Below are 19117 nucleotides of genomic sequence, written 5' to 3'. Positions count from 1 at the left end.
CAAGATATGAGATTAAGCGTTGCTATTTTTATGACCTCTGTTTTTCAATTTGCCAGCAATTACAAAGGTGCTAAATAGAAGCACGCCAGCTACAAATGATGGTTCTGGAACAGCCTTCACAACACCTAAATTAGTCGCTACTAAGTCAATACCGCCGACACTGTTAGGAGTATCTTGAGGAAATACAGATGCATTTGTCCAATCAAGCAGGTTAATTGGATTACCTCCATCATTTACATCTGGAGAAAATAGTGAGTAGCCGTAGATTTTGCTACCTGTTGTTGCCAATTCAGAAAGAGGAATTAGCAAGCCACCAACTTGTTGAGTAACGCTTAAAACATTGCCGAAAGCACCCGTGCTGTCAGTCAGAACTGTGGAATTCACATTATTGTCAGCAGCACCACCAGGTCTTAGATTAGTTTGTCCCCAGCCAGCAGCAATTGAAATCAAAGAGCCATAAATTGTGGGATTTCCAGCACTATCAACGCTCAAAATAGGAGCGATTTGGAATGAGTCGTGCGCGGTATTAAGACCTCGATCAAAAATAGTAATTGCTTGTTTGTCAGAAGTCTCAACTTCTGTGTTGAATACAAAATCAACTCGTTCAATGTCAGTTTGGATGCCATTAATGTAACCAGTATTGACGAATACGTTGTCACTACCTTGAAGAATATTATTTTGGCTCAACACTGCCTGAGTATTTGTTGGTTGGGGAATTCGGACAATTGAATCTGGATCTCCTGGTAATCGCTCACCCCAAGCTATTTGTCTATTATTGAAGTTACCGAAGTTGTCTGTTGCTGCATAACCACCTCTTCTGAGAGTTATAACAGGGGAAGCAAATATATCTGGTGTCCAATTAGTAGAGTTTGCACTCAAACCAGTGATTGGCAATGACTGATTCAAATAGGTAACACCATTAACAGTTGAGTCTGAACCATCTGTTAGAGATCCGAGAGTTACGGAATCCACAGTGAATCCTACAGCCTTAGCAGAATCCATCGCAACTCCCCAGGTTGTTGCGAAACCTATACTAACTACTGCAACTGTCCGAACAAGAGTGTTAAACTTGTGACTAAAAATGTTGTTGAGCATAAAAAAATTGCATGTGTAATCAGACAGATAAGATTCTGCCTCAACCTCGCCAGGTCTAGGTTTATTAATCAATCGTCTGAAACTTTTACGAGCGGATTTTAACATTAGTTTTCAAATCAGCACAATATTTATAATTCAAATTTATGCAATCTTTATATCAAAAATAAATCTTGTATATATCGTCAATTTGTGATATGTAATAATTTGTTTGAACTAATCTCTGAGTTTCTCAAATAGGTATAATGAAGTATAGTAATTTTACATTTTATTTACATTGTATTAATAGAAATATAAAAACTAACAAATGAATTGTTTTTGCAATATCTAAATAATTGAATCAAGTGTGTAAAAATGGAAAATTATATTCAATTACAGTTACTTGTAAATTCAGCAATTAAAATAACAAAAATGCTAAAAAGTAAGAATCTACTGGCAGTAGCTATTATTTTCGGGTGTTTGAGCAATGCGAATAGTGCTTTTGGTAAAGATGTTGGGGTTGTTTTTAGCGGTTCCCATTCAGATGCGGTACGACATTATATCACCAGGTGTAGGGGCACGGCAGTGCCGTGCCCCTACTCAGTAGCTCGGGAAACGCTACTAGCAATAGTTCAAAACTCTGCTCAAGCCGCAGTTCCTCAGAATAAAAAGGCAGTTACTAACTTTGAACAAGGAACTAATCTCTACAAACAAGGGGATTTAAAAGGAGCAGAAGCGGCTTTTCGGAAAGCAATTGAACTGGAACCAAAATTTGTAGAAGCTTATGTGGCTTTGGGAAATACTCTCGACGATGAAGGTAAATTACAAGAAGCGATCGCACAATATCAAAAAGCCATCAGCCTCGATCCTAAATCTGCCAAAGCCCACTTTCATTTAGGAAATTCTCTCTACGTTCAAGGCAAATTTCCAGAAGCAATTACCGAATACAAACAAGCTATTAGCTTTGATCCCAAACATGCAGAAGCTCACTATTACTTAGGAAACGCTTTATATGCTCAAGGAAAGCCAGCAGAAGCTGTGGCAGAATATACAACAGCCATTCGCCTTGAACCGAAAAATGCCGCAAGTTATAATGCCTTGGGAAATGTTCTATATGCTGAAGGCAAACTAGAAGAAGCGATCGCCCAGTATCAACAAGCCATTAGCATTGATTCCCAAGATGCAGACGCTCACTATAATTTAGCAAGTGCTTTTTACGCTCAAGGCAAGTTAGCCGAAGCAGTGGCCGACTATACCCAAGCAATTCGCCTCGATCCCAAACATGCACAAGCTCATACGGGTTTGGCAAACGCTATGGACGATCAAGGTAAGCCTCAAGAAGCGATCGCACATTATAAAAAAGCCATTAGCCTCGTACCCGATTATGCATACGCTTACTATAATCTCGGCATCAGTCTGGGAAGAGAACAACAAATAGAAGAAGCGATCGTTAATTTCAAAAAAGCCAGAGAATTATTCCAAGCTGAGGAAAATAATGAGATGGTTGAGCGAATTGATCAGCTAATTGAAAAAATTAAGGGGAGTGGGGAGTAGGGAGTGGGGAGTGGCGATGAGGAGACGCAAAGACGCAAAGAAAAACAAATGACAAATGACAGAGGCAAAGTCTACCTTGTAGGTGCTGGGCCTGGAGATGTGGGGTACCTGACGGTAAAAGCTTACAATCTCTTGGCCACTGCTGAGGTGTTAGTCTACGATGCTTTGGTAGATGCTCGATTATTGCAGTGTGTACCAGCTGATTGCTTGAAATTAGATGTGGGCAAACGTGCTGGTAAACCCAGCACAAGCCAAGGACAAATTAACAAGTTACTGGTAAAGTACTGCCAGGAAGGGAAACAAGTTGTACGGCTCAAATCAGGCGATCCCTTGATTTTTGGGCGTTGCACTTCGGAAATGGAAGCAATGATCGCATCTGGTTGTGATTTTGAACTAGTACCAGGAATTTCCTCAGCCCTTGCAGCACCGTTGTTGGCAGGAATTCCCCTAACAGATCCGGTTTTAAGTCGCACTTTTGCAGTGTTTACAGCTCACGAACCAGAGGCTTTAGATTGGGAGGCGCTATCGCGGTTAGAAACACTAGTAATTTTGATGGGAGGACTACATCTAGGGGAAATTGTACATCAGCTGTTGCGATACGGGCGATCGCATTTAACACCCATAGCCATCATCCGTTGGGCAGGAACTCCACAGCAACAAATTTGGATAGCACAACTGGGCAATATCTCCGAACAAATCACTGGATTATCTCTTTCCCCAGCCGTAATTGTAATTGGCGAAGTTGTTGGGCTACGCAAGTACTTGCAACCTGAGAATATATATAGAGAAAGTCACGCCAGTATTCCCATAGCCCACCCTATGTCAACCAACCTCCCCCCCTCTCCCTCATCTCCCCTTCCCCTTGCTGGCAAAACAATTCTGGTGACACGTTCAGTGGGACAGTCGAATCAATTTAGCTATCGCCTCATGTCCTTGGGTGCAACTGTCATCGAAATGCCTACCTTAGAAATTGGCCCGCCTTCGAGTTGGGAAGGTTTAGATCATGCGATCGCTAATTTATCTAACTTCAACTGGTTAATTCTCACTTCTGGCAATGGCGTAGACTACTTTTTTACCAGACTAATTGCCCAAGGTAAAGATAGCCGTGCATTAGCTGGTGTGAAAATTGCTGTTGTTGGTGAAAAAACAGCGCAATGTCTCAAACAATATTCTCTGCAACCAGATTTTATTCCCCCCAACTTTGTCGCCGATTCTTTAGTGGAAAATTTTCCAGAAGAATTGTCTGGTAAAAAGGTTTTATTTCCCAGAGTTGAAAGCGGCGGTAGAGAAATTTTAGTTAAAGAATTAACTGCCAAAGGAGCAGAAGTTATAGAAGTTGCCGCCTATCAATCTTGTTGTCCTAGCAGTATCCCCGCTGCGGCAGAATTAGCTCTGCAAAATCGCAAGATAGATGTAATTACCTTTGCCAGTTCTAAAACTGTGCAATTTTTCTGCCAACTTACTAATAAGATATTTCCGAGTAACTCTAATAATAGTCATTTCTTAGATGGTGTTTGTATTGCTTCTATTGGCCCTCAAACCTCCCAAACTTGCCATTCTTTATTCGGACGCACAGATGTCGAAGCCCAAGAATATACTTTAGATGGTTTAACCGAAGCATTGATAATGTGGGCAGGGAGATGAGGGAGCAGGGAGTGGGGAGATGGGGAGATGAGAGGGATAAGGGGGATGGGGGAGTGTGGGGAGAGAGGGGGGAAAGATTTCTTCCCCATCCTCCCACACCTCCCACACTTCCAATGCCCCATGCCCCATGCCCAATGCCCAATGACAAATAACAAATGACAAATGACAAAACGGATAATCGGCTTAACTGGAGGTATTGCTACAGGCAAAACCACTGTCACAAATTATTTAGCTAGCACTTATAATCTGCCGATTTTGGATGCAGATATTTATGCTAGAGAGGCGGTATCTGTAGGTTCGCCTATTCTGGGTGCGATCGCCAAACGTTACGGGCAACAAATTTTACTACCAGATGGCAACCTCAACCGCCAAAAGCTAGGCGAAATTATCTTTAATCGTGAAGATGAACGTAACTGGGTAGAGAGTTTGATTCATCCTGATGTGCGCGATCGCTTTTTGCAAGCAATTACTCAGTCTTCTTCACAAACACTGGTGTTAGTTGTGCCTCTGTTATTTGAAGCTGGAATGACTGATTTGGTTACAGAAATTTGGGTACTACATTGTTCCGAAGAACAACAACTACAAAGATTGATCCAACGAAATCATTTAAATAAAGAACAAGCACAAGCTCGCATCAATAGTCAATTATCTATCGCAGAAAAAGTGGCTCGTGCAGATGTGGTTTTAGATAACTCTTCTACTCTAAAAGCACTACTAAAACAGGTAGATGCAGCCCTAAAAAATCCAAGTCTAAACTAATTTACTTCTGACTCCTGATAGCATTTTACGAAAATCCTGATACGCATAGATTTTTCGTAGGGGTTTAGCACTGCTAAACCCCTACCCACGTGTTTGTATCATTATTAAAGTGAAATAGTATAACTCCTGAATTCAGAATTCAGACTCCTGAATTCTGATGCATCTATTCCAAATTAAGCAAGAAATGAGCTATTAAAGTATTCCTTTCGTAGGATAACAAGTAAATATGCAACAGATTTGGGTTCTGTTTATCAAGGTGCATCACTGAACCATCAACTGCTAAGTGATGATGATCTATCCACCGATCCTGTGGATCTAGTAACACACTAAAGAAGGGGCTAACATCTGGATGATTCTTGGTTAATTCTTCGTAGCTTTGATAAAACGGAGGTATGCCAATTCCCATTGGCATATATAAGCCTTTAGAGTAGTCTTCTACAGGCAATTGAGGAAGCTTTTTGAGATTAACACCACTGATGAATAATCTATTTTGTTCACCATTCTTAGTGTCTTTGAATACTAACTCAACTTCTTGTAAATTTGGCTCAACACCAATCGGTTTAATGTTCCTGAAAATCGCTTTTTCAAATTTACCTATTCTCCAGTATTGATTTCCCCAGGGCTTATTTTGATCGTAGAATCCCGGCGGACGAAAACTGGCGAATTTGATTTCATTGTTGTTATCGTAAAAATCTCTCCAAGTTGTGATATTTTTCGCTAAGGTAGTTCTAACTTTTCTACTTTGCTCTCCCGTCACGATGATCTTTTCATCTAATGGAAATTGACTTGCTACTTCTTTTTCATCGATTACATTTCTCAGAAGATCGGTCTTGACTATTGTGCCGTTTGGATCTTGCCAATGTTCTAATCTCCACCAGTGCCGCCAATAAGAAATATTATTAATTTTTTCAAAAATATTTTTATAATGTCCCATCGGGAAGGTAAACCAACTTTGATAATAAAGGGTTTTATTACTATCCTCTTTAGTAAATAGTAAAATTTCCCAATATCCTGCATTTAAGCAATTGTTAGCTAAAGCAATTTCAACGATATTTTGCTTTTCAAAACCATCTCCTCCAACAATTTCTATATTTTGTGAATTTGCCGGAAAACTAACTTGTTGTCTGTTCCATTCCCTATCTGTCAAAGCGATTACTTCTAAACCTTCATCTTTTTTAACCCATGCAGGTGCTTTGGGAACTAATAGCTCTAAATCAACATTTTTGATAACTATTTTTGCTGTTTTTTTGTCTGTTGGCTCCAGCACAAAATCGAAATGTGTCTCATCTCTCTTGATAATTGTTAATTTGCGGTTGGTATATCTTTGAAAGTTTTTGCCTAATGGGGCGGGATTGGCTGGATAATCGACATTAGATAATTCTTGTAATTTTACGGTCATCTTATTATCAAATTTATATCTGGATTGAAACCAGAAACCACCCAATCCTAGCAAACCAAAGAATAGAATGAGACTACTAAATAAAATCTGTTTTTTTGTAACTCTAAAATTCTTTTTGCCAAGCAGGGAAAAGTCTGCACTTTTTTCCTTCGCTGAAGTTTTATCCATATAACAAATTTCTCTACATGAGAAGGCTGAGTAACAGCATACAGTTTTGTGAAACTCATTTCTCGTTTATCTTGGCGAAATTCACAATAATCAATAGTTATCTTTAGTTATCTTTAAATTTAAGATGTAGGATATTAGAATATATAAAGCAAATATGCATTTAATAAGCAAATAACATTCCCAAATGATTTATGAATTTTTCTGTTTATCCTCTTGGCACTCTTCTCTAGGTAAACGTGCAGCGTATCGTAGAGTGTCGATAAATCTTAAGTTAAAGGTGCGTTAGCCTATGGCATAACACACCCTACAAAATTTGATAATTTATTTGTTGGAAATCCGTAAACGGTAATTATCGTGTTTTCCAAGAAGGCTTTTTTCTCAGCTGATAATTGTTATATTTCGCCACCAACGACTACATCTCGAATTCGGAGACTTGGACCACCACAACCCACTGATAAGCCGTTTTGCCCTCCCTTACCACAACCGCCAGATTCATCCCAATAAAAGTCATTACCAATTGCTTCAATATCGGCTAAAGTTTGGAATACATTTCCCGAAAGTGTCACATCCCGAACAGGTTCAGCAATTTTACCGTTTCTAATCATCCATGCTTCCCCAGCACTGAAGGTGAACATTTCGCCATTCGTCATTCCACCCAACCAATTGCGGGCATATACTCCTTCTTTGATATCAGTAAATAAGTCTTCCACTGCTGTTTTACCCCGTTCAATCCAGGTATTTGTCATTCGCACAATGGGGGTAAAATGGTAGTTGAGACAGCGGGCATTACCCGTAGGTGTTTCGTCTAATTTGCCTGCGGTTTCACGAGAATGCAAACGTCCAACTAACACACCATCTTTAATGAGTTGAGTAGTGGTGGCTGGGGTGCCTTCATCGTCGTAAAAATAGCTACCGCGATGCCCTTCGGGGGCAGCACCATCAAAAATTTGCAGTTCTTCTGGGCCAAATCGTCGTCCAATGGTCATGACTTCGAGCAAATCGGGGTTTTCGTAAGCCATATCAGCTTCAGAAAGGTGTCCGAAGGCTTCGTGGACAAACAAACCGGTGAGAACTGGATCAATGACTACGGTGTAGGTATTGCCTTTGACTGATGGCAGAGATAAGGCTGCGATCGCTCTTTGAGCTGCACTTTGGACTTGTTCATCCAAATTCGTTAAATCTTCGTAGGCTTTGCGAGAACCAGTGGTTTCTCTGCCAGTTTGCACAGTTTCGCCATTTTTGGCGGTGGCGGCAAAGCGCATTTCCATATCCACCCAAGATTGCTCAATGAGAGTGCCTTCTGAGGTGGCGATGATCACTCTTTGGGCGCTGTCTCCATAGCGCACCGAGGTAGTGGTAATCCGGCGATCGACGGTTTTGAGTAATTGTGTGTAGCGATCGCATAATTCTTTTTTCTGCCAAAGTGGAATTTTTCGCGGATCGGTGCCAATGATCGGCAGACTGCATACTACTTGCACCGGGTCAATGGGTGCGAGTATAGTTTCTTCATCACCAACCATCCGCGCCGCAGCGATCGCTTCTTCGATCCGATCCTGAATTGTGGACAACTGGTTAAAGCAACTCAACCCCCATCCACCTTTATAGAACCCATTTGACATCTAAGAAGGTGCTGCAAGCCTCTTAATCATTAGCCTGATGAAGCAGATATTGAGTTTGGCAGTGGCACTAACCAGGGTTCGTTCAAAGTTCTTAACCAGAATTTTACAGCGCTCCATCCAAGCATTGGAGCGTTCGATCACCCATCTAGCTATTGCCGGAACAAATCCAGATTTTCCTTGTGCCGCTTTCTCTTGTTTTGAGGGTTTCGTAGAAAGTTGAAACTGAATTTTGGTCATGATCTCTGGGTAAATTCGCTCTAACTCCTGAGTCAAATATTCTGGGTGATACCCATGATCTAGCAGGATAGTAATCTTGGGAATATCGATAGGTTTTGACTTGAAGTAGTCGATGTTGAGAGTAAACATCTCAATTAATCCGGCATCATCCGAGACATTGGCGCGAGTACAGAGCGTAAAAAAGGGAAACCCAAGGGTGTCAATAGCCAAATGCCTTTTAATACCGTTGGTGGCTTTGTAGAAGCAAAAACCTTTCGACTCCACACTGGCGTTGCAGGTATTTTTCACTGCTTGGGAGTCAATGATGATCAATGTCGTCCAGTGCGGTTTTTTTTTTACCTGTTCACGCACTTGTCCATGTAAGACACTCATCAGTTCCTCAAATACCCCGGCTGCTCGCCACTGTTTGTAGTGCCAATATACAGTGGAATAAGGGGGGAGGTCTTTAGGTAAGTCTTGCCAATTGCATCCATTTTTTAGTTGATAGAGAATTCCATTGAAGATATCTCGCTTTGGCCAGTTGGTCGGTCGAGTCTGCTTCTTAGTCGGTAATATCTCTTGCAATAAGGGTTCAAAAATTTCCCATTCTGCATCAGTGAGGTTGCTGGAATACGCCATTAGTATTGGATTTTAGATGCTGAGGAGTACCTTAATTCAAAACCTCACAAGATGTCAAATGGGTTCTATAACAAGCGCGAATATGTCCACCAATTGAGATGCCTTCACTCAGGGTTTCTACCTTGTCGCCACGCAACAAGATATCAGTCCCTTCTGCTTCTTCAAGGCGAATCATCAGATAATCTACACGCTCTGAGTAACGGGCAATGAGATCAGAAAGCAAATTTTGTGCGTCAGCAAGTGTAGTCGGCATTTCCAGGTAATAATAATGACGAACTGCATTTATTCTGCAATTATTTAGGGCATTTTTACTAATGAATGTTGCAGTTTGTCCTCTGCGCGATCCAAATTCACTCTGCTTCTTTCTCCGTCACCTGACAATCTGCTAGTAACTCATCCAAACTGTCTGGAAATGTTCCTCGTTCAATCATCTTAGTAAACACCTGGTAGCAGTCATCCTTTGCCCCCTCTTTACGTGGAAACCCTAACCACAAAATTACAATCGCTTTCAAATTTTCTGTATCAAAAGCGCGAAAAAATAACCGATACCGTTCTGGTAAGCCCATCTTTTTCACCCGTCCATAGCGTTTTAACGCCCCTGTCAAGGCAAAATGACTCGCAAATGGGTCATATCATGTCCGGTTAAAGACTTATCATTAAGGCAGCAGAGGGGCAGAGGGGCAGAGGGGCAGGGTTTTTGGGTTTGTGCATAGATTCGGGAATCATAACTAATTAGCCGGACATGATATCAGAGGTAATCTTCGTCTCAATTGCAACAGTAATGGCAGCAAATAACTTTACTGTTGCATGAGTTTTATATGCACCCTCCGGTAACTGTTCCTGCAAACGGGAAACGCGCTCAAATAATTCTTGATACTGTCTGCCAAATAATTGCGGATGAAAGTAAACTTCCCAGCCATTACTCTTAAACTGCGCCATCTTCTGATGACTCATCGGCTAATTCTACATCTGCAATCAGTTTATGGGCAGCCTCAGACATTTCAGTTGTATAAGGTTGTAGAGTCTTGTTTTTCAGCGATTCTGTTATTGCAAAATCGAGAAATAGCCGCATTAATACTGAATCTTCTGCATCTTCATCATCATCTGATTGAGGCACAATCCGCAGAATTGCAGTATCCGGTGATAATACTTCTATCCAGCCATCTGCATTGGCGAACTGAGGATGCTCTTGATAAAACTCAGATGGTAGCCTAAAGCCTGCACTGTTACCAATTTTGGTACTACGAATGTTGTAAGAGCTGCTCATATTTAAGGTATGTACGTGGCGTACTTACATATTAACAATCGGTTGAATAATTTATTCTTTAAAGTGACAAATTTTACTTCTTTGATCTCTATAGTACATTTGATTATCTCTCACTCAAGTGAAAACCGCTATATCACTGGAGTTTCAAGTGCATCAACGAGTTTTTATTGTATTCTCTTAAGTACCATTTGAAACACTTAGTATAGTATATTTTTTGAACTTGGCAACTAGTTTCTAAAGCGCGATCGCATTCTTCTTCTGTAGCGATCGCTTTAAGTTGAAACTCTACCATAAGTTGACTGTAAATAGTTTTATAAAAGCAGTACTCATAATCCTTTGCGCTCGTCGGCGTTCCGTAATCCGAGGATTTTGGCACGTTATCCGCCGCAACCCGTATCATAACTTACCAACCAATTGTCAAGTTGATTTTTTGGTCTTCATCTCATCTTCTATAATTGATAAAATCTGCTCAACTAATTTAGGCATGACACTGTGACCGAATCAGGAAACTACAAAGATACTGTAAACCTACCCAAGACTAACTTTGAGATGCGGGCAAACGCCATCAAGCGCGAGCCGGAAATCCAGAAATTCTGGGAAGATAATAAAATTTACGATCGCCTCTCTGAAAATAACCCCGGCGAATTATTTATACTGCACGATGGGCCTCCCTACGCTAATGGCTCACTTCATATCGGTCATGCCTTAAATAAAATTCTTAAAGATATTATTAATCGCTACCAACTGCTACAAGGGCGTAAAGTTCGCTACGTGCCTGGTTGGGATTGTCACGGATTGCCCATTGAGTTGAAAGTTCTGCAAAACATGAAGTCAGCAGAACGGCAAAACTTAACGCCTTTACAACTGCGACAAAAAGCCAAAGAATATGCCCTAGCTGCGGTAGATGACCAACGCCAAAGTTTTAAAAGCTACGGTGTTTGGGGTGATTGGGATCATCCTTATCTGACGCTGAAGCCGGAATATGAAGCGGCTCAAATTGGCGTTTTTGGTCAGATGTTCTTAAAAGGCTACATCTATCGCGGTTTGAAGCCTGTTCACTGGAGTCCTAGCTCGAAAACGGCTTTGGCGGAGGCTGAGTTGGAATATCCGGAAGGTCACGTTTCCCGGAGTATTTATGCGGCGTTCGCGGTTACAGGTCTTGGGGAAGGGGTAAAATCATCGTTGGCGGAATATTTGCCGGATTTGGGTGTGGCTGTATGGACGACTACGCCTTGGACGATTCCGGGGAATTTGGCGGTGGCGGTGAATGGGGATTTGGATTATGCGGTGGTGGAAATCTCACGCAAAGACGCAAAGGCGCAAAGTAATTTTAAATACTTGATTGTGGCGGCGGAGTTGGTGGAGAGGTTGGCTGCGACGCTGGGGGTGGAGTTGACGGTGAAAGCTACGGTTAAGGGGAGGGATTTGGAATATACGACTTATCGTCATCCTTTGTTTGACAGGGAAAGTCCGATTGTGGTGGGTGGGGATTATATTACTACTGAGTCGGGTACTGGGTTGGTACATACTGCTCCTGGGCATGGTCAAGAAGACTACATTGTTGGTCAGCGTTATGGTTTGCCTATCCTTGCACCGGTGGATGATAACGGGAATTTTACCCAAGAGGCGGGAGAGTTTGCTGGGTTAAATGTGCTGGGTGACGGGAATCAGGCGGTGATTGATGCGTTGGCGGCGGCTGGTTCTTTGTTGAAGGAAGAACCTTATCAACATAAGTATCCTTATGATTGGCGGACGAAAAAGCCGACGATTTTCCGCGCTACTGAACAATGGTTTGCTTCGGTGGAGGGATTTAGGGAGGAAGCACTAAAGGCGATCGCCACTGTAAAATGGATTCCAGCCCAAGGTGAAAATCGCATCACGCCAATGGTGGCGGAACGTTCTGATTGGTGTATCTCTCGTCAACGTGCTTGGGGTGTACCCATTCCCGTTTTCTACGATGAAGCCACCGGGGAACCGTTGCTGAACGAGGAAATTATCAACCATGTCCAAGGAATTATCGCCGAAAAAGGTTCCGATGCTTGGTGGGAACTTGCAGTTGAAGAGTTATTACCAGCATCCTATCTTCAAAATGGCAAGTCTTACCGCAGAGGTACAGACACAATGGATGTATGGTTTGATTCTGGCTCCTCTTGGGCAGCTGTGGCTAAACAACGTCCAGAGTTATCCTACCCCGTGAACATATACTTGGAAGGTTCCGACCAACATCGCGGTTGGTTCCAATCAAGTTTGCTCACCAGTGTGGCGGTGAATGACTGTGCGCCTTATAAAACTGTCTTGACTCACGGCTTTGCTTTGGACGAACAAGGCCGGAAAATGAGTAAGTCAGAAGGAAATGTGGTTGACCCAAATATAATCATTCAAGGCGGGAAAAATCAAAAAGTAGAACCTGCCTACGGTGCAGATGTCTTAAGATTGTGGGTATCATCGGTAGATTACTCAGGTGATGTCCGCATTGGTAAAAACATCATCAAGCAATTGAATGATGTCAGAGGGAAGATTCGCAATACGGCGCGGTTTTTGTTGGGTAGCCTCGATGATTTTGACCCAGAAAAAGACGCAGTACCTTTTGAGGAATTGCCAGAACTTGATAAATACATGCTGCACCGCATCCTTGAGGTGTTTGCAGAAGTGACGGAAGCCTTTGAGAGTTTCCAATTCTTCCGTTTCTTCCAAACAGTGCAGAATTTCTGCGTGGTGGATTTATCCAACTTTTATTTAGACGTTGCCAAAGATAGACTGTACATCAGTGCTACTAATGCTTTCCGCCGTCGCAGTTGTCAAACAGTGCTGAAGATTGCTTTAGAGAATTTAGCAAAAGCGATCGCTCCAGTATTATGCCACACCGCCGAAGATATCTGGCAATATCTCCCCTACAAAACACCTTACAAATCAGTGTTTGAATCTGGTTGGGTGCAGGTGGACGAAAAGTGGCGGAATGAAGAATTAGCGGAATTTTGGGAAGCGTTGCGAAAACTCCGCACCGACGTTAACAAGGTGTTAGAACAAGCCAGGATAGAAAAACTCATTGGTTCTTCCCTAGAGGCGAAAGCTTTAATTCATATCCCTCACAAACAGTTAGGTGATGCAATTAAAGCCTTGAACCCAGTTAAGGGTAACGGGATTGACGAACTGCGGTATTTATTGCTGACTTCCCAAGTGGAATTATTAGATTCTGCTGAGGCACTGCAAGGATTGAAATATACCGCGCAGACAGAAGACTGGGTAATTGCAGTAGTGAATGCTGACGGCGAAAAATGCGATCGCTGTTGGAACTACTCCACCCATGTGGGAGAATCAGCAGAACATCCGCTAATTTGCGATCGTTGTGTTGCAGCTTTAGCTGGAGAGTTTTAACAGACTAAAACTCCCCACCTACAAACAAAGTTTCGTAAGGGCACAGCAATGCTGTGCCCCTACCGCGTGGTCTATTTACCTGAAAATAGCTGTAAACGTAAAACGCTCAACTTGGTTAAGTAGTGGATAGTTAGGTGCAGTCCAGCGTGAACATTCGTTGCATTCGAGCGATCGCTGTCTTTTCAAGTTGCATATCTACGATTTTATAGCTGTCTGAAGGAACGTTACTTATTCTTCTGAGGTAGATATTTGTTGTGAACCATGTATGACAGCTAACACCTCTATCTGTTCAGACCTGATGTAATAAATAATTCGATACGAGCCTTCGATAATTTCACGAATTTGCTCGGTTTCAAATTCTGGTACAATTCGACCCGAAAAAGGAAAATTAGCAATTTGTTCCGAACTCTTGTAATTCGGTCAACTATCCGATCTGCATATTGCGGAGAGTTTTGGGCAATGTAAGTATAAATTGCAGATAAATTTTCTACTGCTGTTTGTGTCCAAAAAACTTTCACTCTGGTAATCCAAATTTTGCCCTAACTTCTTGCACAGAAGTTACTCTACCAGCATCACTGTCAGCCAGTCCAGACTCAATCACTTGCCTGACGTAAATCTCGTACATTAGGTCATCCCATGTACAATTTTCTGGTAATTTTTCAACCAACTTTCGGGCTTCTTCTTTGATGTTTAGTCTATCCATAGACTTTGCATTTAGCTTTGCTTTATTTGTAATGTACATTGTAGGCTAAAAATCAAGTGCAAAGTTGATTCTGAGTCTATTGGCAAGTATGATTCAGTACCAATGCGCTGCAAGGATTAAAATATATAGCGCAGACAGAAGATTGGGTAATTGCAGTAGTGAATGCTGACGGAGAAAAATGCGATCGCTGTTGGAACTACTCCACCCACGTGGGAGAATCAGCAGAACATCCGCTAATTTGCGATCGCTGTGTTGCAGCCTTAGCCGGAGAGTTTTAACTTTTGGTATTGAGCCGTGGATTTCGGCTCAATACCTAATGGATTAGTTACCAATAGGTGGAGCCAGAGCTACACGCGGAATACCACCACCACCAATGCTATTTGAACTGTTGTTATCAACAATAGAAAGTGTTTGAAATAGTCTCATCAATTCCTCATAGAACTTGCCACTTTTATCATTCAAATCGTAGCCATAGATTTGACGAAACTCTTTATTAACTCCTTGTTCAACTGCAATGTCATGAGAGTCCCATGCTGAATCATCAACTACATAAGCACCATAATCTTGTAGTGCATGAAAGATTTTTTTAGCTGCGGGTGTTTGCAAGTTGAGAGTATAGGGACTTAGTGTTGGCGCAATGGCTAATAAGGTTCCTTGTACAAGGGCAGGGTTTTTACCACCATAAACTCGAGCTGCATAGTTATCAGCACGATTTGCAGGCCAACGATACCCAGGAATAGAATTTGTGTAGTAAAGATATTTTTTGGCCCACAGCAGAACTTTTAATGCGTGGCGAATGGGTTGATTGTTGGTAAGTTCACCTTTGCGAATAGAACCACCAATAGAAGAAAGACCAGAGCCAAAATGTGCGCCGCCTATTCCCTCTCCATAAATATTCACATCGGGATAGTAACGCCAACCATAGATTGAACCTCCTTTTTGGCAACGAGTCAAAGGTTCAAGCTGCACTAGAGTTTTACCATCTGGCATCAAAAAGGCTGAAGCATTGTTAGGTGTGTAGTATGGATATTGTGTGGCATCTGGAATAATCAATGTATCTGGTATCGGTAAATAAATGTTCATTGATTGAGTGCCTGTACAGCGTCCTTGACCCCAAGCACCAGGAGCATAAACTGGACGTAATGGATTGTTGGGATTAATTTTGTAAAAGTATTCTTCATCGATGCCAATATTCTGCGCCTTCTCAATATTCGCTCTGATGTAACGAGCATTTGAGCCAATAGGCATATTCCAAGGCGATTTAGATGAAAAAGGCCACAGAAACTTGTCTCGCGTCACGGTTTGACTGGAAGTAGGTGAATAGTGAAGACTAAGAGTGACTACAATACTTATGACAATAACAAGTAAACGTAGCAGCTGCCTACGGTTGCTCAGAATTACAAAAATGCTCATCAGATCTAGTCTTTACTAATTTCATTCCAAAACAATCTAACCTTACTCCAGGGCGAACGCATCTCAATATCCCATGTCCGATGCCAATTTTCACCCATTCAGTGCATGACGATTACTTTTAATTTGTATATGCTTTAAGAAGTATTAAAACTCGGCTCCTATTTTTCGGTATCCGTATCTAGCAAATTGTAATTATTAAATTGACAAGCTTGAGAAATATAATGATGAAATACTTTTCTATCCCCTTAATCGTTGCGATGAGCGCACTCGCTCTCCCCCAGAGTGCCTATGGTAACCAAGAGAATACCCCAAATGCAACAGGCGATCGCAATGAGGCTCAAGCTTTATTGACCGAACCAGCCACTATAAATACTAAATGGAGGAATTTTAGCGGGCAGACTATTAATCTAAGACCAACTTCTCAATCAATTTCAGCAGTCCAAGACGAAGAATGTAAAAAAATAAAGCCGCTGGAAATCCTCAATAACCCAGAGTCTTTCTTCAAGGAATGTCCGCAGCAAACAAATGCTCAAAGAAATCAAAATTCTGAGCCAGTTGAGTATTTCAAGGTTCCTAAACTTGATTCTGGCATTAAACTGACAGTTACTCAGTTCTAATACACAAAGTCTGATAATTTACGCGAAAAAATGCATGAGATATTTATGCTGGCTGCTTTGAACGAAAGCAGAAAAGCTTTGCCTGAATGTTTACCAAACCCACCAGTGGGCTGTGTAATTGTAGATGCTCAAAAGATAGTAGCTCAAGGATACACCCACGCCCCAGGCAAACATCATGCTGAGGCTGACGCACTTAATCAGATTCAAGTTCAAGCTTTTGATTACTTAAAAATGTACGTCACCCTTGAACCTTGTTCTTTTCATGGACGCACACCCGCATGTGCTTTAGCGATCGCCAAAGATCCTCGTATACATGAGATATATGTATCTATGATCGATCCAGATCCCCGCAATAATGGTCAAGGATTAGACATTCTTAGAAAAGCAGGGAAGATAGTTCATGTGGGGTTATGCGCCAATGAAGTAGGCGATTTTCTGAACCAATATCTATTTAGATGATGCTTGAAGAGAGGATTAGCTATGGTAATACTATAGGGAGATTTTAAGATATTTAAACAATCTTTACAAAAATTCGTATTAGGTGCCACTAATTAATAACTCTTGGACTGGACATGATATCAATCAATTGTGGGGGCGTATAGATTGGCGTTCCTAGTCATCTATCTGTGGTGAGTATTTTGGGAAAAACTATTACTTATGCTGCATAGCAGTCCAGCACCCAGCTCTAAAGGCGCATCTTTTTGCTTTGGGAGGATCTTAATGGCGATCGTGGGTGTTGCTGTCTTGCCAAGTATTAACCTTGGTGTTAATGTGACCACTGTTACTACTTTTAGTTTAAAAAATGTCATTACTAGCAGTTACACCCATAATACCAGACCTGATGCAGATGTCTGCGTGGAATATGGCACAAGCGCAATTGTCACACATACGCGGCTGTTTTTTTGGCATCTCAAATCTTTTTAAAGTTAATGTTATGTAACTGACTATGCAATCTAGATCTATGTTGCGTAATGACCACTGGGAAATTTTACAAAAAAATAACTGTAAAAACAGCTTACATACTTTTAAATTCATCACCCATATAGAGCAAATATTGCCAATTTTATTTTTATGTTTTTAAGTAGCTAGACAAAAATAAATCAAACTTTATAGTCAGGGCAGTAATCTTGAAAATACTGAATTACGAATGAATCACTCACTAAAAACTAGGATCTTATTTTCTCTTTAATTATGCTTACCTAATTATTTAGTATTTAATTAGATTAATTCATGATAAATTAGAGATAAAAATCGCTGATTTTATATTGAATAAACTTGAGGATATGCAAGAATCACTTATTCCTAAAGGAGTGTGACTGCTTAAGCTCAGATATTGAATGATACTTTTGGTAATTGATTTGTCAGTGTTAAAGATGGTAATATTAGGGGGTAGTTGATTTTGGGTTGATTATTTTCAATAATTGACTTTTAATGTGTCAGAGACGAAAATTCATTAGTCTTGCCAATGGATAGATTAGCTGTGTGAAAGGGCTATAAGTCTGAGTATATAGACTTGATACCAATAAATTCAGAAGGTTACATAGGAGTGAATAACCATGAGCAACTTAACATCTCCACAAACCGAAGTTCAAAAAACGAAGAAAAAAAGTTTAGTTGCAGATAAAAAAGCTCGAACTACAGATGATATTGTGCGTATTTATCTGCAAGAGATCGGGCGTGTAGATTTGTTGACTCGTGAGCAAGAGATTCTTTTTGCCCAAAAAGTGCAGCAGATGATGAATTTATTAGCAGCTAAAGAAGAATTGGCTGTGAAACTAAATCATGAACCCACGCTGCAAGAATGGGCAGATCGGATGGAGTTAAGTGTTGAGGTGTTGGAGCAACAGCTAAATCAAGGACAGCAAGCCAAGCAGAAAATGATTCAAGCTAATCTCCGATTAGTGGTAGCTGTGGCGAAAAAATACCAGCACCGCAACTTAGAATTTATGGATTTAATCCAAGAGGGTACTTTAGGTTTAGAGCGAGGGGTAGATAAATTTGATCCCGCTCTTGGTTATAAGTTTTCTACCTATGCTTACTGGTGGATTCGTCAAGGAATCACACGAGCGATCGCTCAGCAAGGACGTACAATTAGATTACCAATTCATATCTTTGAAAAACTGAATAAAATTAAGCGGGTACAGCGAGAATTATCTCAACAATTGGGTCGCGTTCCCACTACCGCTGAAATTGCCGAAGCGTTGTCTTTGACACCCACCCAGATTCGTGAGTGTTTGTATTTAGCCCGTCAACCCTTCTCCCTAGAAGCGCGAGTTGGTGAACAACAGGATACAGAATTGCAAGACATATTGCAAGATGACGGACTTTCTCCCGAAGACTACGCCGCTGAAGAATCCTTGCACCAAGACTTACAAAACTTGTTGTCAAAACTGTCTCCCCAGCAACGAGAAATATTAACCTTGCGTTTTGGTCTGACAGATGGACATGAACTTTCTTTAGCACAAATTGGCGATCGCATGGGTATTAGTCGAGAACGCGTGCGTCAGATAGAGCAAAAAGCCCTCAGTCTTCTGAGGCGTCAAAAGGAACAAGTACGTAGTTATCTAGCTAGCTGAGATTGTTTTGGAGTCAGAATTCACCAACTTAGAATGGGCTACGCCCCGCTGCGCTAACAGAATTCAGAATGGTTGAAAAATTAATGTTTGTATACCT

Annotated in this window: 17 protein-coding genes and 4 pseudogenes; 9 read left to right on the top strand and 12 right to left on the bottom strand. The window is 41.3% G+C overall.

Annotation, left to right across the window (positions count from 1 at the left end; translation table 11 throughout):
• Nucleotides 1–12 precede the first annotated feature (12 nt).
• A complete protein-coding gene (locus IQ276_RS21360; protein WP_193922543.1) occupies nt 13–1095 on the bottom strand; it encodes a hypothetical protein in 1083 nt (360 codons plus the stop codon).
• A 408-nt stretch (nt 1096–1503) separates the two neighbouring features.
• On the opposite strand from IQ276_RS21360, the gene IQ276_RS21355 reads away from it, so the two are divergent.
• From IQ276_RS21355 to coaE, 3 genes are all read left to right on the top strand, one after another.
• Nucleotides 1504–2625, top strand: coding sequence for a tetratricopeptide repeat protein (locus IQ276_RS21355; RefSeq protein WP_193922545.1), 1122 nt, complete (start codon nt 1504–1506; stop codon nt 2623–2625).
• 48 nt (nt 2626–2673) lie between these two features.
• On the top strand, nt 2674–4269 hold the full coding sequence (cobA, locus tag IQ276_RS21350; RefSeq protein WP_235115846.1) for a uroporphyrinogen-III C-methyltransferase: 1596 nt from the start codon (nt 2674–2676) through the stop codon (nt 4267–4269).
• 162 nt (nt 4270–4431) lie between these two features.
• A complete protein-coding gene (gene coaE, locus IQ276_RS21345; RefSeq protein ID WP_193923768.1) occupies nt 4432–5028 on the top strand; it encodes a dephospho-CoA kinase in 597 nt (198 codons plus the stop codon).
• A gap of 163 nt (nt 5029–5191) precedes the next feature.
• Here the strand turns inward: coaE and IQ276_RS21340 are convergent, their stop codons facing one another.
• From IQ276_RS21340 to IQ276_RS21310, 8 genes and pseudogenes are all read right to left on the bottom strand, one after another.
• Nucleotides 5192–6595, bottom strand: coding sequence for a hypothetical protein (locus tag IQ276_RS21340; RefSeq protein ID WP_193923765.1), 1404 nt, complete (start codon nt 6593–6595; stop codon nt 5192–5194).
• Nucleotides 6596–6987: 392 nt separating this feature from the next.
• A pseudogene (locus IQ276_RS21335) lies at nt 6988–8199 on the bottom strand (TldD/PmbA family protein); the annotation flags it as partial.
• A 15-nt stretch (nt 8200–8214) separates the two neighbouring features.
• On the bottom strand, nt 8215–9069 hold the full coding sequence (locus tag IQ276_RS21330; protein ID WP_235115308.1) for an IS5 family transposase: 855 nt from the start codon (nt 9067–9069) through the stop codon (nt 8215–8217).
• Between the two features lie 64 nt (nt 9070–9133).
• Nucleotides 9134–9322 (bottom strand): annotated as a pseudogene (locus IQ276_RS21325) (hypothetical protein); the annotation flags it as partial.
• 97 nt (nt 9323–9419) lie between these two features.
• A pseudogene (locus IQ276_RS40295) lies at nt 9420–9698 on the bottom strand (type II toxin-antitoxin system YhaV family toxin); the annotation flags it as partial.
• A 103-nt stretch (nt 9699–9801) separates the two neighbouring features.
• On the bottom strand, nt 9802–10023 hold the full coding sequence (locus tag IQ276_RS40290; protein ID WP_228042930.1) for a type II toxin-antitoxin system YhaV family toxin: 222 nt from the start codon (nt 10021–10023) through the stop codon (nt 9802–9804).
• Entirely contained in the window at nt 9995–10336 is a 342-nt protein-coding gene (locus tag IQ276_RS21315; protein ID WP_190882312.1) for a hypothetical protein, read from the bottom strand. The genes IQ276_RS40290 and IQ276_RS21315 overlap by 29 nt, the downstream gene beginning before the upstream one ends.
• A gap of 133 nt (nt 10337–10469) precedes the next feature.
• Nucleotides 10470–10736, bottom strand: a complete 267-nt coding sequence (locus IQ276_RS21310) for a hypothetical protein (RefSeq protein WP_235115845.1) — start codon at nt 10734–10736, stop codon at nt 10470–10472.
• Nucleotides 10737–10828: 92 nt separating this feature from the next.
• On the opposite strand from IQ276_RS21310, the gene ileS reads away from it, so the two are divergent.
• Nucleotides 10829–13711 carry an isoleucine--tRNA ligase gene (gene ileS, locus IQ276_RS21305; protein WP_193915112.1) on the top strand — a complete coding sequence of 961 codons (2883 nt, stop codon included), beginning with the start codon at nt 10829–10831 and terminating at the stop codon, nt 13709–13711.
• Between the two features lie 228 nt (nt 13712–13939).
• Here ileS and IQ276_RS21300 read toward each other — a convergent pair whose 3' ends face one another.
• Together IQ276_RS21300 and IQ276_RS21295 are read right to left on the bottom strand one after the other, a co-directional pair.
• Entirely contained in the window at nt 13940–14053 is a 114-nt protein-coding gene (locus IQ276_RS21300) for a type II toxin-antitoxin system RelE/ParE family toxin (protein ID WP_235116337.1), read from the bottom strand.
• Between the two features lie 172 nt (nt 14054–14225).
• Nucleotides 14226–14414 (bottom strand): RNA-binding protein, encoded by a 189-nt coding sequence (locus IQ276_RS21295; RefSeq protein ID WP_193915110.1) that lies wholly within the window; start codon nt 14412–14414, stop codon nt 14226–14228.
• A gap of 95 nt (nt 14415–14509) precedes the next feature.
• Here IQ276_RS21295 and IQ276_RS21290 point away from each other — a divergent pair.
• Nucleotides 14510–14692: pseudogene (locus IQ276_RS21290) on the top strand (zinc finger domain-containing protein); the annotation flags it as partial.
• Nucleotides 14693–14735: 43 nt separating this feature from the next.
• Here the strand turns inward: IQ276_RS21290 and IQ276_RS21285 are convergent.
• A complete protein-coding gene (locus IQ276_RS21285; RefSeq protein ID WP_228042928.1) occupies nt 14736–15662 on the bottom strand; it encodes a hypothetical protein in 927 nt (308 codons plus the stop codon).
• Nucleotides 15663–16048: 386 nt separating this feature from the next.
• Between IQ276_RS21285 and IQ276_RS21280 the strand changes: the two genes are divergently transcribed.
• The 4 genes from IQ276_RS21280 (at nt 16049) to IQ276_RS21265 (ending at nt 19020) form a co-directional block, all read left to right on the top strand.
• Nucleotides 16049–16444: a hypothetical protein gene (locus tag IQ276_RS21280; protein WP_228042927.1), complete on the top strand. Its 396-nt coding sequence runs from the start codon at nt 16049–16051 to the stop codon at nt 16442–16444.
• A 30-nt stretch (nt 16445–16474) separates the two neighbouring features.
• Nucleotides 16475–16903, top strand: coding sequence for a bifunctional diaminohydroxyphosphoribosylaminopyrimidine deaminase/5-amino-6-(5-phosphoribosylamino)uracil reductase RibD (locus IQ276_RS21275; protein ID WP_190882304.1), 429 nt, complete (start codon nt 16475–16477; stop codon nt 16901–16903).
• A 198-nt stretch (nt 16904–17101) separates the two neighbouring features.
• Nucleotides 17102–17368 (top strand): DUF3172 domain-containing protein, encoded by a 267-nt coding sequence (locus IQ276_RS21270; protein WP_193915103.1) that lies wholly within the window; start codon nt 17102–17104, stop codon nt 17366–17368.
• Nucleotides 17369–18000: 632 nt separating this feature from the next.
• Nucleotides 18001–19020 (top strand): RpoD/SigA family RNA polymerase sigma factor, encoded by a 1020-nt coding sequence (locus IQ276_RS21265; RefSeq protein ID WP_190882302.1) that lies wholly within the window; start codon nt 18001–18003, stop codon nt 19018–19020.
• The last annotated feature ends 97 nt before the right edge of the window (nt 19021–19117 follow it).

Source organism: Desmonostoc muscorum LEGE 12446, assembly GCF_015207005.2.
GTDB lineage: Bacteria > Cyanobacteriota > Cyanobacteriia > Cyanobacteriales > Nostocaceae > Nostoc > Nostoc muscorum.
This window is presented reverse-complemented; position numbering and strand designations above follow the sequence as displayed.